Source organism: Streptomyces sp. CBMA156 (genome assembly GCF_014596515.1).
Classification (GTDB): Bacteria; Actinomycetota; Actinomycetes; order Streptomycetales; family Streptomycetaceae; genus Kitasatospora.
Window position 1 is genome coordinate 13,411 of sequence record NZ_MSJQ01000087.1, and the last position, 13,136, is coordinate 26,546.

Below are 13,136 nucleotides of genomic sequence, written 5' to 3' on the forward strand. Positions count from 1 at the left end.
CTCCCTCGCCAGGAGGGAAGCAAGGGGTATTTCTCTTTTCCAACAAGTGATTTGATGACTCGTCACTCCATCAGGTGATCTTCCGTCAAGCATCCTTGCCTTTGGATCAACCGCAAGATCTGCTGGCGCCACGGGTCGAGGGACGACCCCACCGAGGGGAGCCATACCAATGAAGATTCCGGTCACTACCGACGTGAAGGTCAGGGACAAGTCCGCCTGGGTCCGCTGGCTGCCGAACGCGCTGCCGGCCGCGGGGTACATCACGCTCGACAACTCCGCCGACAAGCGGTACGAGATCACCAAGATCAAGAGCCCCGACTACAAGAACATCACGATCTACCAGACCGTCACCGACAGCGAGAGCTCCAAGATGGTCAAGCTGGACAAGGTGACCCTCTCCGCCAAGGGCGGCTTCGCCTTCGTGCCGGGCCAGTACCACCTCATGCTGGAGAAGCCGACCCGCCTGATCACCCCCGGCGACAACGCCCGCGTGATCTTCTTCCTCGACGACGGCACCGTCCTCAAGGTCAGGATCCCCGTCCGCACCTCCCCCGAGCTGTACTGACCCCGCCGACCACGCCGCCACCTGGAGATCCGGACATGACCACGTACCACCTCGACCTCGGCGACAACCGGGCCGAAGTACTCGACTCCGTCACCAAGCTCACCCTCGTCGGCTCCGAGCTCGACCTCGACGCCCTCCTCACCACCGGCGTCAGGGCCCCCGTACCGCTGTGGGGCGACGTGCTCCTCGCCCGCGGCGACGACCGCCACGAAGCCACCACCCAGTGGGCCGAGGACGTCGAGAACACCGCGACCCACCAGGACGTCGTCCTGATCGCCGGCGACCCGGCGGACCCCGCGTCCCGCCGCGTCCGCCTCGCCGACGCCTGGGCCAGCACCACCTACCACCTGGACGAGGACGACGACCCGGACGCCTTCGTGATCAGCTTCAGGAACATCACCATCGAGAAGTAGCCGTCCCTGGGCGAGCGGCTCCGGAGCGGGACGTCGGCCCGGCCGACGTCCCGCTCCGGCCCGGCCCGCCACACCCCCGCGCGTTAATCGGGTGCGCCCGCCGGACGGCCTCGGTACCCTGCACCCCCATGGCACCGGAACTTCAACGCCCCCCGCTCCAGGCGGACGAACGCACCGCACTCATCGGCTGGCTGGACCTGCAACGGCAGATCCTGCGCTGGAAGTGCGAGGGGCTGAGTGACGAGGACGCGCACCGCTCGACCCTCCCGACCTCACCGGCGATGACGATGGCCGGCCTCGTCTCCCACATGCGCTGGGTCGAACACCTCTGGCTGGAGGTGCTGTTCCTCGGCGGCGACGAGAAGCAGAACCCGTCCTTCGACAAGTCGGGCGGCGAGGACGCCGACTGGCAGACCGGCGGCCGCCCCCTCGCCGAACTGCTCGCGGAGTACGAGGCCCAGTGCGCCCGCAGCAACGAGATCGTCGCGGCGGCCTCCCTGGACGACGTCGGCCGCCACACCGGCTTCCGCTCCGCCGGCGCCAACCTCCGCTGGATGCTGATCCACCTCGTCGAGGAGACCGGGCGGCACGCGGGGCACGCCGACATCGTCCGGGAACTCCTCGACGGCTCGAAGGGCTACTTCTGACGCGGGACCGCCACCGGCCCCGCCGCCCCGTCCTGCTGGTAGAGCGTCACCAGGAGGCCGTGCACCGGCTCGCCCTCCGCGTCCTCCTCCGTCCCGTCGACCAGTGCGGCCAGCGCCTCGGCGAGCCGCGCCGCCTTGGCCGGGCCGAGCCGGAGATGGCGCAGGGTCAGGAGGTGGCCGGCGGGTGAGCGGTCCAGCTCCTGGGCGACGGCGCCGAGCAGCGCGGCCGTGCCCTCGGCCCGCGGTTCGGCGACGAGGAGCCGCTCGGCGGTCCGCCGGTAGTACTTCTCGGTGCCGCCGCGCACCCGTCGCGTTCCCGCGTCCTGGACCAGCCCCGCCTCGCACAGCACCCTGAGGTGGTGGGAGACGCTGCCCTTGTTCGCCCCCAGCTGCGCGGCGAGCCGGCTGATCGTCGACGGCCGGGCGCCCAGGGCGAAGAGCAGGCGCTGGCGCATGGGGTGGGCGAGTGCGGTGTGCTGCGCGGGCGTGCTGATCCGCTGGACGTCCTCGTCCGGTTGGTGGCTCACCCGATCAAGCGTTAAGTACGGTTGACGCTTTGGCAAGCCGCTGCTCTACTCCCCTCCCATGACCTCCACCACATCGTCACCCGCCCTGGATACCGTCGCCGTCGTCGAGTCGATCGCCGGGCTGGTCGGCGAGCACTACGTCTTCCCGGACGCCGCCCGGCAGCTGGCGGCCCTGCTGCGGCGCCGCGGTGCCGAGGGCGCCTACCGGGCCGGATCCGCCCAGGAGTTGGCGGAGGCGGTCACCGCGGACCTGCGGTCCGTCAACGGCGACCTGCACCTGGCCCTGACGTACCACGCCGTGCCGGTGCCGGCCGAGCGGGGCGCGGCGGTACTCGCCGCGATGCGCAGGGACTTCGATGCCTGGCTCGGCGGTGTTCCGCGCGTGGAGCTCCTCGACGGCGGCGTGGCGGTGCTGGAGATCGCGCCCAAGATGTTCCCGCTGGACTGGGCGGCGCAGCCGCTGGCCGCGGCGCTCTCCCTGGTGGCACCGGCCCGCGCCCTCGTCCTGGACCTGCGCCGCAACACCGGTGGCGATCCGGACACGGTCGCCTTCGTCTGCGGCTACCTGCTCGACGGCCGCACCCACCTCAACACCCTGCTCTCGCGTCAGGGGGAGGTGGCCGAGCAGTCCTGGACGCCCCCGTTCGTGCCGGGTGCCCGCTTCGGCGCCGACAAGCCGCTGTACGTGCTGACGAGCGGGAACACCTTCTCCGCGGGCGAGGAGCTCGCCTACGACCTCCAGCAGCTCGGGCGCGCCGAGGTCGTCGGGGAGGCCACCCGGGGCGGCGCGCACCCGCGCGACGGCTGGACGGTGCACCCGCACCTGGAGCTGAGCGTGCCCGTCGCCCGCGCGGTCAACCCGGTCTCGGGCACCAACTGGGAGGGCACCGGCGTCCTGCCCGACGTGCCGTGCGAGGCCGATGCGGCGCTCGACCGCGCGCTGTCCCTGGCCGTGGCGCGCCTGGCCTGAGTCCTTTCCTCCGGTTGGGCGCCCGGCGGACGCCTGTCAAGTGAAATTGACGATTCGCCAGTGATGTCGAGGCGTTCCGGCCTCCTCCCGGCGGCCTGGGGCATGCTGAGTCCGCTGATGACCTACACCCCGGAGGAGTGGACATGTCGCACATCCCTGATGAGCTGCGGTACGCCGAGACGCACGAGTGGGCACGCCTGGAGGCGGACGGCACGGTGACGGTCGGGATCAGCGATCACGCCCAGAAGGCGCTCGGCGACATCGTGTTCGTGGAGCTGGCTGAGGTCGGACGTGTCTTCGGGGCCGGCGATCCCGCCGGTGTCATCGAGTCGGTCAAGGCCGCATCGGACTTCTACGCGCCGGTGGGCGGCAAGGTGACCGCCGTGAACGAGGAGCTGAACGACAGCCCGGAGCTCATCAACGACGATCCCTACGAGTACTGGATCCTCAAGCTCCGGCCGTCGGACAAGGCCGAGTTCGGCCGGCTCCTCGACGCCCCCGGCTACCGGGCGGCCGTCGGCGACTGACCCGCACCGCCGCCGCGCCCCGGGCGGGGGTCCGGCCCGCCCCGCACTCCTGTCGACAGGCAGGGCGCGGGTGAAGCGGACATTCCCCTCCCTCTTGTGTGCAAACGGCCGTTCGCATTCCTACAAGCTGCGGCTGCCGCCCTCCGGGCAGGCTTGGTGCCAGAAGGACCCCCCGGATCGTGAGGCTCGTCGAGCGGTTCCGATCGGGGGTTCCGGCCGGGCAAGGCCAACACCTGGAGGATCGTTTCCATGTCTCACATCCGCACCCGCCGGGCATCGGGCAAGGCGTTCGCCGCGCTGACGATGGCCCTCCTCGCGCTCGGGACCACCGCCGCCACCGCCACCGCCGGCACCGCCGGTCAGGACCGCGCGCCGTTCGCCGCGCAGGCCCGGGCCGCCGGGCTGGACGGCGGCCGGGCCGCCGAGCTCCAGCGGCAGGTCGACGCCGAGCTGGCCGCCACCGGTGGCACGCAGGTCGGTGCCAACAAGATCGCCCTCGACGGCAAGGGCTTCATGCTCCTCCCGCTGCCGGGTGAGAAGCGCGCCCGCGACCTGGACGGCGGGGAGGCCGGGATCCTCGGGGACCCCTGTTACCGGGGCTACGCGTGCTTCTACCAGTACGAGAACTTCGAGGGCCCGTCCTTCAACCTCTACGACTGCGGCGTCAGGCACGCGATCTCGTGGTCGGGTACCGGGTCCTGGATCAACAACCAGCCGTCGAAGTACCGGGTGAAGTTCTACGACGTCAACGGGAACCTCGGCTGGACCTCGCCGGGCGGCCCGGTGTCCGACGCCCACGCGCCCTGGGGCTGGGTCTACGCGGTGGCCGCCTGCTGACACCTCGTCCGCCGTACGCCGCGTGAGCGGGAAGCCGGGCCCGGCTTCCCGCTCCACCACCCGCGCGTGCCCGTGCTACTCGACGACCTCGGCGCGCTTCAGGACCACGTCGTCCTTGGGGACGTCCTGGTGGCCGGACTTGGAGCCGGTGGCCACGCCCTCGATGGCGTCCACGACGGCCTGGCCCTCGACGACCTCGCCGAAGACGGTGTAGCCCCAGCCCTGGACGTTCTTGCCGCTGTGGTTCAGGAAGGCGTTGTCGGAGGCGTTGATGAAGAACTGGGCGGTGGCCGAGTGCGGGTCCGAGGTGCGGGCCATCGCCACGGTGTACTTGGTGTTCTTCAGGCCGTTGTCGGCTTCGTTCTGGATGGGCCCGCGGGTCTTCTTCTGGTTCATGCCGGGCTCCAGTCCGCCGCCCTGGACCATGAAGCCCCTGATGACCCGGTGGAAGACCGTGCCGTCGTAGAAGCCGTCCCTGACGTACTGGAGGAAGTTCTCCACCGTCGCCGGGGCCTTGTCCGCGTTGAGTTCGAGAACGATGTCGCCGTGGTTGGTGCTCAGCTTGACCTTCGACACGATTTCCTCACTGTATGCGTTGTGGCGGATACGGAAAGCTCGCCGCATTGTGGCAGGAGGGACGGCCGGGCACCGCTGGGGCGCCTCAGTTCGCCAGGCTGAAGTCGCCGCCGACCGGGGCGGCGATCCCGTCGACGCCGGTCAGCGCGGTGAGGGTGGCCACCGGGGTGGTGCTGTCGGTGGTGCTGCCGTCGCCGAGCTGGCCGGAGCCGTTGCTGCCCCAGGCGCGCACGGTGCGGTCGTCCAGCAGCGCCATGGTGTGCTCCCGGCCGGCGGCCACCAGCCGGACGCCCACCATGCCGGGGACGGTGACGGGCAGGACCCGGAAGACGGTGGTGCCGTCGCCGAGCTGGCCGGAGGTGTTCTGCCCCCAGGCCTTGAGGCGGTTCTCGTCGTCGACCACGGCGAAGCTGTGGTTGCAGCCCGCGGCGATGTGGGTGACGCCGCCCGACCAGGTCGGCCTGGTGGCGACCGGGGTGAGGCGGTTGATGGTGGTGTTGTCGCCGAGCTGGCCGGTGGTGTTGTGGCCCCAGGCCTTCACCGCGGCACCGGTGCCGGGCTTGCCGACCAGGGCGAGGTTGTGGCCGGCCCCGGCGGCGATGCGGCTGACCCCGGTCAGGCCGACGACCGGCGCGGCGACGTTGCGGCTGGACGAAGTCCCGTCTCCCAGCTGGCCGTTGAAGTTGTATCCCCAGGCCCACACGGTGCCGTCCTCGCGCAGGGCGAGGCTGTGGTGCAGGCCCGCGGCGATCGCGACGACCCGGCTCAGGCCGGCGACCCGCACCGGGAGGCTGCTGTCGGCGTTCGTCCCGTTGCCGAGCTGGCCGTGCTCGTTGCGGCCCCAGGCCACCACGCTCCGGTCGGCGAGCAGGGCGAGGCTGTGCTGGCCGCCGGCGGCGATGTCGGTGACGTCGCGCAGGTCGGTCACCCGGCCGGGCGCGTTGTGGCTGGACATCGAGCCGTTGCCGAGCTGGCCCGAGCCGTTGACGCCCCAGGACTGCACCGTACGGTCCGCCAGCAGGGCGAGCCCGTGGCCGAGGCTCGCGCCGGCGCCGCCCGCGGCGATCCTGACCACCTCGGAGCCGGTCAGCCCGAGCACGGCGGTGGCCGTGGTGCGCAGGTCGGTCCAGGTGCCGTCCCCGAGCTGGCCGGAGCGGTTGTTGCCCCAGGACCTCAGGCGTTTCTCTGCCATGCGACGATGCCTCTTTACTTTTATGACAATAAGTCAAATCGTCGATACGTCACTGCTGTTGACGGCTCCACGATCATGGACCGACGCTACCGACGTGCCCGGCACCGGCAGCGGAAGCGGCAGCGCGGCCACTCGATCGGGTGAGGACGACCGCTTCGGCCGGTTTCGCACCGCGGACGTGTGGCATTGCCCCCGCCCCGACCGCGTACGTCACGCGGCGGACGGGCGGCTCACGGGGCCCGGAAGGCCTGCCGGTAGGCGCCGGGGGTCGTGCCGGTGCGGGCGCGGAAGCGGCGGCGCAGGTTGACGGCGGAGGTGAGGCCGACGCGGGCGGCGATCGCCTCGACGGGCAGGTCGGTCTCCTCCAGCAGGGTGCGGGCCGCGGCCAGCCGGCGGGAGAGCAGCCAGGCGCCCGGGCTGGTGCCCAGCCGGTCGGCGAAGCGGCGGGCCAGGGTGCGGGGCGAGACGGCCAGGCGGGCGGCCAGGGTGTCGACCGACAGGGGCGCGCCGAGGCGTTCGTCGGCCCAGGCGAGCAGGCCGTCGAGGGCCTCGCAGGCCTGCGGCGGCGGGGCGGGCGCGGCACGGCCGTCGTCTTCGCGGGGCGGCGGCAGCACCATGTGCCGGGCGAGCAGGGCGGCGTGGCCGGCGCCGTGGTCGCGCCGGACCAGGTGCAGGCACAGGTCCAGGGCGGCGCCGGCCCCGGCGCTGGTGGCGACGTCGCCGTGGTCGACGTAGAGGCGGTGCGGCTCGGTCCTGACCCGGGGGAAGTCGCGGCGCAGCCGGTCGGCGTGGGCCCAGTGGGTGGTGGCGGTGCGGCCGTCGAGCAGTCCGGTGCGGGCCAGGGCGAGGACTCCGGAGCAGAGGGCGGCCAGGCGGGCGCCGCGGGCGTGGGCGCGCAGCAGGGCGTGGCGTACGGGGTCGGACAGGGGCTCGCCCGGGGGCAGCCAGCCGGGGAGGATGACGGTGTCGGCGGTGTCGAGTGCGGCGAGGCCGTGGGGTACGGAGATCGCGTAGCCGGCCGTGGTGGGGACCGGGCCCGGGGTGTGGGTGCAGGTGGTGAAGGTGTAGTGCTGCGGTATTCCGGGACGCCGGGTGCCGAAGACCTCGACGGCGCAGCCGAGTTCGAAGGTCGACTGGACGGGGTTGAGCAGGGCGGCCACGTGGTGCATGGCAGGAAAGTACCCCAGAGTGTCGGCTTGGTGCCTGTCCGTCACCGTCGGGTCGGGGCACCGTGGTGGACATGTATCCCGAGATCCTCGCGCAGGAGGGCTACACCTGCGCGTTCGTCGACGAGTCCCCGGTCCGTGAGCTGTTCCCCGGTATCCGGCTGCGTGCCCTGTGGCAGGGGCCCGGTGGTGCGAGCGCGCACGTGCTGGAGATGGCGGCGGGTTCGTGCTGGCCGCACCGCGACGTCCACGAGCCGGGCCCGGAGGAGGTGTTCGTGGTGGCGGGGGTCTTCCACGACGGGGCGCGGGACTATCCGGCGGGGTCGTTCCTGCATGCTCCGGCGGGGTCGTGGCACGTGCCGTCGACGGCCACCGGGTGCACGCTGTTCGTGTTCTATCCGCAGGGCTGAGGCCGGCGGGGTGTGTCCGGCGGGGTGTGTCCGGCGGGGTGTGGAGGGGGAAGACGGGCTTCCCCCTCCACCGCGGCGGTCACACCTCGATGGCGAGCCAGAGGGCCGCGGCCGCGGTGGCGGTGAGCCCGAGGTTGAGCGCGATCCGGCGGTCGCCGCCGGTCAGGTGGACGGCGATCGCGCCGAGCTGGAGGAGGACGAGGCCGGTGGCCGCGGCCGGTGCCAGCGCGGGGGCGATGCCGGTCAGCGGGGGCAGCACCAGGCCGGCGGCGCCGAGGAGTTCCACCGCCCCCAGCACCCTGACGGCGGGCAGGGGAACGCGGTCGACCCAGGCCATCATCGGCCGGAGCCGGTCGCGGTCGCGGGTCGCCTTCAGCGTGCCCGCGTAGGAGTAGAAGAGGGCGAGCAGCCCGGCGACGGTCCAGTAGGCGGCGGTCACGTCTCCTCCCGCGGGTGCCGGGCGGGGCCCGTGGCGGGTTCGGCGGCCGGGCCGGTGGCGGGGCCGGCGGCGGGTTCGGTCGCGTAGCGGCTCATCGTCTCAAGGGTGTCCCGGGGTGTCGGCGCCCAGCCGTCGGCGAGCGCGTCCCGGAGGTCCCGGAAGTACTGCACGTACAGGTCGGGGGTGAAGGTGCTGAGCATGACGGCGGGCCGGTCCGTCGGGTTGGCGAAGGTGTGCGGGGTGCCGGGCGGGATCACCACGAGCGTGCCCGCGGGGGCGTCGTGGTCCTCGTCCCCGACGGTGAACCGCACGGTGCCGGAGAGGATGTAGAAGCCCTCGTCGTGCCGGGCGTGGCGGTGCTGGGGCGGTCCCTGGGTGTGCGGGGCGAGGACGGACTCGGCGATCGCGAGGCGGTGTCCGGTGTGGCTGCCGTCCTCCAGGACGCGCATGCGGGTGGTGCCCAGGACGATCGTCTCGCCCTCGCCCGGGCCCACCACATGGACGGCGGGGTGGGGCTGCGGTTCTGCGGCCTGTGCTTCTGCGGTCTGCGGTTCCCGGGCCGGTGCTTCCGCGGCCGGTGCTTCCGCGGTCCGTGCTTCGTCGGCCTGCGGTACCTCGGTCTGTGCTCGTGCGGTCATGCTCCGAGTCCACCGCCGGGGCCCCGCAGGTGTCCAAGACATCTTCCGCCCGGCCGATACCCGGCGGGTATCGTCGCAGCGTGGAGCTACGTACCCTGCGCTACTTCGTGGCGGTCGCCGAGGAACTCCACTTCGGCCGGGCCGCCACCCGACTGCACATGAGCCAGCCGCCGCTGAGCCGGGCGATCAAGGGGCTGGAGGCCGAGGCCGGGGCCCCGCTGTTCGTCCGCTCGCCGGCCGGTGTCACGCTGACCGCGGCGGGCGCGGTGCTGCTCGACGAGGCCCGGGCCCTGCTCGATCATGCCGAGCGGGTCGCGGTGCGTGTGAGAGCTGCGGCCGGCGTCGCGACCGTCACCGTCGGCATCCTGGGGGACGGCACCGACCCGGGAGTGGCCCGGCTGGCCGCCGCCTACCGCCGCCGCCACCCCGGCGTGGACATCCGTGTGCGGGAGACCGATCTGACCGACCCGACGTGCGGGCTGCGCGCCGGACTGGTCGACGTCGCCCTGACCCGGGCGCCGTTCGACGACACCGCCCTGACGGTGCGTGTGCTGCGGACCGATCCGGTGGGCGTGGTCCTGCGCGCCGACGATCCGCTGGCCGGCCGCGGCCGGCTCCGGCTGGCCGACCTGGACGGCCGCCGCTGGTTCCGCTTCCCGCAGGGCACCGACCCGCTCTGGCAGTCGTACTGGAACGGCGGCGAGCCGCGCGAGGGCCCCGTGGTGCGCGGCGTCCAGGAGTGCCTCCAGGCCGTGCTGTGGAACGGCACCGTCGGCCTGGCCCCGATCGACGGCGACCTGCCCGCACAGCTGGCCGTGGTGCCGCTGGACGACATGGCGCCGAGCCGGGTGGTCGCGGTGTGGAACGAGGGCGACACCAACCCGCTGGTCAGGTCCTTCGTCGAGACCGCCACCGCCGCGTACCGCCCCTGAACACCCGTCCGGCCGTGGAAAGCCGCTGGTCACAGGGGGTGGCCGGGCGGCGGCGACGGGCCCGGCCGCCCGGGCTCCTCGGCCGCTCAGCTCCTCAGGCCGCGCCGAAGTGCCGTTTGGTGTCGGCGACCAGGGTCCGCAGGAACGCCGCCCCGGGCGCGCCGGTCAGGGCCGCGGGGCGGCGCAGCAGGGGGCTCGGCTCGTAGGCGAAGGTCCAGGTGAGGCGGGTGCCGCCGCCGGGGAGGGGTTCGAGCCGGTAGTCCTCGCCGAAGCGCCGGTACAGCGGCAGGGTGGCCCGGGTGGCACAGAACGCGTGCCGCCGGCCCTCGTCCCAGTGCACGAACTCCTCGTGCAGGCGCAGTATCCGGCCTGCCGTGACCTCCCGGGTGGTGCCCACGCCGTGCGGCACCGGGGAGGTGTAGCGGCCGGCGGCCAGGCCCCGGCACCAGGACAGCGGGGTCGGCCCGGCGAGCCCCTCCCAGACGCTGTGCGGTGCCACCGGCAGGTCGATCGGGAAGCGGTGGAGGTGCGGTGCGGTGTCGAAGAAGGACGGGTCGAAGCGCTCCAGCGCGAACCAGGGCATCGGTGCACTCCTTCGGGGGCCGGGAAGTCCGGGGCCGGGAAAGGTGTGAAGCGTATCGGGCGGGCCGTCGCGTCAGGCGATGCGGTGGGCCAGGCCCGGGTAGTCGGCGACCAGGCCGTCCGCGTCGAGCAGCAGGTCGGCGTGGTAGTCGCCGGAGGTGTAGCGGACGGTGGCGCGGCCGTCCTGGTGGCGGCGCAGGTGGGTGTAGGTCTGGCGGGAGGGGACGACGGCCAGGTCGGGCACGCGGATCCAGGCCATCAGGAAGTGCTGCTCGCCGGGGCCCTGGTGGAGGGCGTGGCGCAGCACGGGCGGGGTGTTGGTGAGCGGGGACAGGCCGAGGTCGCAGTCGAGGGCGCCGGTGAGGTCGGGGCGCGGGGTGCCGTCGACGCTCCAGTGGCCGGTGGTCTCGTCGCGGCGCAGGTCGAGGGTGCGGGTGGTGTGGGGGGTGCGGGCGGTGACGTGCATGCGGCGGGTGGTGAAGCCGTCGCCGGTGTCGAGCCGGTAGTCGAGCCAGTACGGTGCGGGTTCGGCGGCGGCGGTGCGGCCGTGGGCGGTCAGGGTGGTGGGGCCGAGGTCGATCCAGGAGGTCTCCAGGCCGGCGGTCTCGGTGACCCGCCAGGTGGGTACGGCGGTGGTGCGGTCCGAGGCGGTGCGGGCGGTGCGGCTGTTCATCCGTGCACGGTACTGCCGGCCTGTGACAGCGGACCGCGCCTCCGGGCGACGGGGGGCGGGGGGCGGGGCTGTCAACGCGGGCGGTTCCTCCGTGCGGGTGACGGTGGGGGCGGGGTGGGGCACGTACGGGGCGGGGTGGGGGCTGTGGTGGCCCCGGGCCGTGTCCCTGGCTTCTCCATAATCGCGGGAGTGATCATCTCCTGTGACGAAGCGGTGGCCCGGTTGCGGGCCCTGCCCGGGCTGTCCTGCTGTGCCCGTCCCCTGTTCGTGCTGCCGCTGCTGCGCACCGGCTGTCTGTCCGCGGTGCTGAGTGTGGAGGGGGCGGACGCGGGCTGGGAGGGCGAGTTCGGGGCCGCCTTCCACGCGCTGGAGCCGCGCTGCGGGGTGCGCGACGAGACCTCGCTGGGGGCCGGTGTCCAGGAGGTGCTGCGCCGGATCGGCGCCTCCGGTGAGGACGGCGCCTGGCGGGGCCGGGAGCTGGCGCTGCTGCCCTACACGGCGATGAAACCCGAGTGGCGCACGGCACTTGACGCGCTCGGTGCCCGTCTGGTGGAGCCGGCGCCGGGTCCCGGTCTGCCGGTGCTGGGCGACAAGCGGGTCCAGCGGGCGTGGCTGCGGTCGGTGGGGGCGGTGACTCCGCCCGACGCGGTGGTCCCGGCGCTCGACCACCGGGAGCTGCGCCGCCGCTTCGGTGACCGGTACGTGGTGCAGACGCCGCTGGGCTCCAGCGGCAGGGGCACCCACCTGGTCACCGACGAGGCCGGCCTGCGCCCGGTCCGCCGGGCCGGTGCCGGGCCCTGGCTGGTGAGCGGCTACGTCGAGGGCGCCGCCGTCAACCTGCACGTCCTGGTCTCGGCGGACAGCACGGTGCGGCTGCTGCGCCCGTCCGTCCAGCTGACCCGGATCGAGGGCGTCGGCGCGGCCTTCGGCACCTACTCGGGCTGCGACTTCGCGGCCCCCGCCCTGCTGCCGCCGCTCGCCATGGCGCGGGCCGGCGCGGCGGCGCGGCGCATCGGCGAGGCGCTGGCCGCGCTCGGCTACCGGGGCCTGTTCGGCGCGGACTTCGTCCTGGACGGCGAGCGCCCGCTGCTGCTGGAGCTCAACTGCCGCATGCAGGGCTCGACCTGGCTGCTGGGCGAGCTCGAACTGGCCGAGCACGCGCTGCCCTCGGCGCTGCGCCACGTGCTGGAGGTGTACGGCCACGTCACGGGCGGCGAGCCGCGTACCGATCCGGCGGGCGCCGTGCAGCTGGTGGTGCGGCACACCGGCGGGCCGGCGCGGGTGGCGGCAGCGCCCGGCGCCGGTCTGCACCGGCTGAAGGACGGGCGGTTGCGGTACTGCGGCGCCGGGTTCGGCCTGCTGGAGTGCGGTCCCGACGACTGTGTGCTGCTGCAACTCCCCTCCCCCGGCACGGTGTTGCACCCGGGGGTGCCGCTGGCCCGGATCGTCGCCCGGCACGCGCTGACCACGGCGGACGGCACCGTGCTCACCGCGTCCGGCCGGCAGCTGGTGGACGCCCTGCGGTCGGGCTTCACGCTCGAACCCGTCGAAGCGCCCCGGGCATCGGCCGCGCCGTGCTGAGAGCGCCGGTGCCGCTGTACGTCCGCGCCGCGGTGCCCGCCGACCTCCCCCGGCTGGCGGCGCTGCGCGCGCAGGCCGCCGCCTGGATCGCCCGGGACCACGGCTCGGCCCAGTGGTCGTCCCCGTACGACGCCGAGCGCGGCCTGGCGCTCGTCGCCGCCGGTGCGACCGTGGTCGCCGCGACGGCGCCGCGGGGCGAGGCCGTCGCGACCTTGACGCTGCGCCCGGCCGGCAGCCCCCGTCTGTGGAGCGGCGAGGAACTCGCCGTCCCGGCCCGCTACCTGAGCTCGTTCACGGTGGACCGCCGGTACGCCGGGCAGGGCGTCGGTGCCCGTCTGGGCGACTGGGCCGCCTGGCGGGCCGCGCGGGCGGGCGCGGGGCTGCTGCGGGTGAACGTGTGGAGCGACAACACCGCGCTGCACGCCTACTACCGTGCGCGGGGCTGGCGTTGGGTGCGCACC

Annotated in this window: 18 protein-coding genes; 10 read left to right on the top strand and 8 right to left on the bottom strand. The window is 73.6% G+C overall.

All coding sequences use genetic code 11. The features are described from left to right. The first annotated feature begins 169 nt into the window (after window positions 1-169). The 3 genes from BU198_RS07300 (at window position 170) to BU198_RS07310 (ending at window position 1,625) form a co-directional block, all read left to right on the top strand. Window positions 170-565 (top strand): copper chaperone PCu(A)C, encoded by a 396-nt coding sequence (locus BU198_RS07300; RefSeq protein ID WP_188295485.1) that lies wholly within the window; start codon window positions 170-172, stop codon window positions 563-565. 35 nt (window positions 566-600) lie between these two features. Further along, complete coding sequence (locus BU198_RS07305; protein ID WP_188295486.1) at window positions 601-978, top strand: hypothetical protein; 378 nt, start codon at window positions 601-603, stop codon at window positions 976-978. A gap of 128 nt (window positions 979-1,106) precedes the next feature. Beyond that, on the top strand, window positions 1,107-1,625 hold the full coding sequence (locus BU198_RS07310) for a DinB family protein (protein WP_188295487.1): 519 nt from the start codon (window positions 1,107-1,109) through the stop codon (window positions 1,623-1,625). On the opposite strand, the gene BU198_RS07315 is transcribed toward BU198_RS07310, so the two are convergent. Next, a complete protein-coding gene (locus BU198_RS07315; protein ID WP_317619957.1) occupies window positions 1,616-2,152 on the bottom strand; it encodes a winged helix-turn-helix domain-containing protein in 537 nt (178 codons plus the stop codon). The two genes, BU198_RS07310 and BU198_RS07315, sit on opposite strands and share 10 nt — an antisense overlap. 58 nt (window positions 2,153-2,210) lie before the next feature. Here BU198_RS07315 and BU198_RS07320 point away from each other — a divergent pair, with 58 nt between their 5' ends. The 3 genes from BU198_RS07320 to BU198_RS07330 all read left to right on the top strand — a co-directional run bounded on the left by BU198_RS07320 (window position 2,211) and on the right by BU198_RS07330 (window position 4,486). Next, entirely contained in the window at window positions 2,211-3,122 is a 912-nt protein-coding gene (locus BU198_RS07320; RefSeq protein WP_188295488.1) for a S41 family peptidase, read from the top strand. A gap of 143 nt (window positions 3,123-3,265) precedes the next feature. Continuing rightward, window positions 3,266-3,649 carry a glycine cleavage system protein GcvH gene (gene gcvH / locus BU198_RS07325; protein WP_188295489.1) on the top strand — a complete coding sequence of 128 codons (384 nt, stop codon included), beginning with the start codon at window positions 3,266-3,268 and terminating at the stop codon, window positions 3,647-3,649. A 249-nt stretch (window positions 3,650-3,898) separates the two neighbouring features. Next, entirely contained in the window at window positions 3,899-4,486 is a 588-nt protein-coding gene (locus BU198_RS07330) for a hypothetical protein (RefSeq protein ID WP_188295490.1), read from the top strand. 75 nt (window positions 4,487-4,561) lie between these two features. On the opposite strand, the gene BU198_RS07335 is transcribed toward BU198_RS07330, so the two are convergent. The 3 genes from BU198_RS07335 to BU198_RS07345 form a co-directional block, all read right to left on the bottom strand. Next, entirely contained in the window at window positions 4,562-5,062 is a 501-nt protein-coding gene (locus BU198_RS07335) for a peptidylprolyl isomerase (protein WP_188295491.1), read from the bottom strand. An 85-nt stretch (window positions 5,063-5,147) separates the two neighbouring features. After that, complete coding sequence (locus BU198_RS07340; RefSeq protein WP_188295492.1) at window positions 5,148-6,254, bottom strand: RCC1 domain-containing protein; 1,107 nt, start codon at window positions 6,252-6,254, stop codon at window positions 5,148-5,150. 230 nt (window positions 6,255-6,484) lie between these two features. Next, the gene (locus BU198_RS07345) at window positions 6,485-7,423 is read right to left on the bottom strand and encodes a GlxA family transcriptional regulator (RefSeq protein ID WP_188296019.1); all 939 of its coding nucleotides are present in this window, start codon (window positions 7,421-7,423) and stop codon (window positions 6,485-6,487) included. A 71-nt stretch (window positions 7,424-7,494) separates the two neighbouring features. Between BU198_RS07345 and BU198_RS07350 the strand changes: the two genes are divergently transcribed. Continuing rightward, complete coding sequence (locus BU198_RS07350; RefSeq protein WP_188296020.1) at window positions 7,495-7,830, top strand: cupin domain-containing protein; 336 nt, start codon at window positions 7,495-7,497, stop codon at window positions 7,828-7,830. A gap of 79 nt (window positions 7,831-7,909) precedes the next feature. Here the strand turns inward: BU198_RS07350 and BU198_RS07355 are convergent, their stop codons facing one another. Together BU198_RS07355 and BU198_RS07360 are read right to left on the bottom strand one after the other, a co-directional pair. Further along, window positions 7,910-8,269 (bottom strand): DoxX family protein, encoded by a 360-nt coding sequence (locus BU198_RS07355; protein ID WP_188296021.1) that lies wholly within the window; start codon window positions 8,267-8,269, stop codon window positions 7,910-7,912. Continuing rightward, complete coding sequence (locus tag BU198_RS07360) at window positions 8,266-8,907, bottom strand: cupin domain-containing protein (RefSeq protein WP_188296022.1); 642 nt, start codon at window positions 8,905-8,907, stop codon at window positions 8,266-8,268. The genes BU198_RS07355 and BU198_RS07360 overlap by 4 nt, the downstream gene beginning before the upstream one ends. A gap of 80 nt (window positions 8,908-8,987) precedes the next feature. Here BU198_RS07360 and BU198_RS07365 point away from each other — a divergent pair, with 80 nt between their 5' ends. Beyond that, window positions 8,988-9,839 (top strand): LysR family transcriptional regulator, encoded by an 852-nt coding sequence (locus tag BU198_RS07365; RefSeq protein WP_317620007.1) that lies wholly within the window; start codon window positions 8,988-8,990, stop codon window positions 9,837-9,839. Window positions 9,840-9,933: 94 nt separating this feature from the next. Here BU198_RS07365 and BU198_RS07370 read toward each other — a convergent pair whose 3' ends face one another. Next, window positions 9,934-10,422, bottom strand: coding sequence for an SRPBCC family protein (locus tag BU198_RS07370; protein ID WP_188296023.1), 489 nt, complete (start codon window positions 10,420-10,422; stop codon window positions 9,934-9,936). Window positions 10,423-10,494: 72 nt separating this feature from the next. Beyond that, complete coding sequence (locus tag BU198_RS07375; protein WP_188296024.1) at window positions 10,495-11,094, bottom strand: putative glycolipid-binding domain-containing protein; 600 nt, start codon at window positions 11,092-11,094, stop codon at window positions 10,495-10,497. Between the two features lie 189 nt (window positions 11,095-11,283). On the opposite strand from BU198_RS07375, the gene BU198_RS07380 reads away from it, so the two are divergent. Together BU198_RS07380 and BU198_RS07385 are read left to right on the top strand one after the other, a co-directional pair. Further along, complete coding sequence (locus tag BU198_RS07380) at window positions 11,284-12,675, top strand: ATP-grasp domain-containing protein (protein WP_188296025.1); 1,392 nt, start codon at window positions 11,284-11,286, stop codon at window positions 12,673-12,675. Next, on the top strand, window positions 12,669-13,136 hold a 468-nt coding region (locus BU198_RS07385), incomplete at its 3' end, for a GNAT family N-acetyltransferase (protein WP_188296026.1). The genes BU198_RS07380 and BU198_RS07385, both read left to right, overlap by 7 nt.